Below are 1,254 nucleotides of genomic sequence, written 5' to 3' on the forward strand. Positions count from 1 at the left end.
TGACCTGCCCCCCGAGGCTCCCTTATTCATAACGAGAGTCTGCGGGTCTGGTTTTCATATTCTCCGTCGTCTGATTGGGCAAGCGCGCCGGGCGCGGAGCCCTCAAATTGCTCAAGCGTCCGGCGCGCTTCTGCGGGTGTTTGGTTGCCGAGCGATGAGTGCGGCCTGACGTTGTTGTAGTCGTATCGCCAGAGCGCCAGCTTGCGCCGGGCATCCTCCAGGCTGTCGAACATCTCCTCGTTCAGGAGCTCGTCGCGCAGGCTGCCGTTGAAGCTCTCGATGAAGGCGTTCTGCTGCGGCTTACCCGGATCGATGTAGTGCCAGTCGACGCCGTTGTCGTTGGCCCACTTTAGGATTGCCCGGCTGGTGAACTCGGTCCCGTTGTCGCTGACAATGCTGGCCGGTCTGCCATAGACCCGGACAAGCGCATCCAGCTCCCGCGCGACTCTGGCCCCTGAGATGCTCGTGTCGGCCATCAGGCACAGGTTCTCGCGGCAGCAATCATCATTCACCGCCAGAATGCGGAACCTTCGGGATGCACCGAACGTGTCGGATAGGAAGTCCAGAGACCAGCGTTCACTAGGTCTCAGCGCCTCTGGCATAGGTGTCCGTGATCCACGGGCACGTTTTCTGCCCCTTCGTCGCCTGACGCCCAGTTTTTCTTCTGTGTACAGGCGATAGAGCTTCTTGTGGTTCATGATCATACCCTTACGCTCTAGCATCACACCGATCCGGCGGTAGCCAAACCGACGCCGCTTGGCCGCGATGGCCTTCATCTCTTTGCGTATCTCAGGATTGTCCGGCGGGCGCTCACGCCGGACAGTCTTTGGATCGACACCGACAAGTCGGCAGGCCCGGCGCTGCGAGATGTCATGATCCCGCATCGCCCGGAGCGCTGCTTCGCGCCGCTCATTCGACGTCGTCAGCTCTTTCCCAGCAAGTCCTTCAACACGACGTTGTCCAGCATCTGATCCGCGAGCAGACGCTTCAATTTGGCATTCTCATCCTCCAAAGCCTTCAGCTTGGCCGCATCAGACACTTCCATGCCGCCATACTTGGATTTGAATTTATAGAATGTGCCCTGACTCAGGCCATGCTTGCGGCACACCTCCGCCGTCGGCATCCCGGCTTCCTGTTCTTTGATCATTCCGATGATCTGTGCTTCTGTAAAACGGCTCTTTCGCATCTGTTTGCTCCATCAAGAGGTTGAGCAAACTCTACATTAAAGTGCGGGAGATTTCGGGGGGCAGGTCA

The 1,254-nt window shown here is 58.5% G+C and carries 1 protein-coding gene; it reads right to left on the bottom strand.

Annotated elements, in window-relative coordinates; genetic code table 11:
- Positions 1-26 precede the first annotated feature (26 nt).
- A protein-coding gene (locus tag SM764_RS22555) for an IS3 family transposase (protein ID WP_369002870.1) occupies positions 27-1,186 on the bottom strand; the annotation gives its coding sequence in 2 pieces (ribosomal slippage) (positions 27-937 and positions 937-1,186; 1,161 coding nt in all).
- Between the last annotated feature and the right edge of the window lie 68 nt (positions 1,187-1,254).

The organism is Pseudophaeobacter sp. 1A16562, assembly GCF_041008785.1.
Classification (GTDB): domain Bacteria; phylum Pseudomonadota; class Alphaproteobacteria; order Rhodobacterales; family Rhodobacteraceae; genus Phycobacter; species Phycobacter gallaeciensis_A.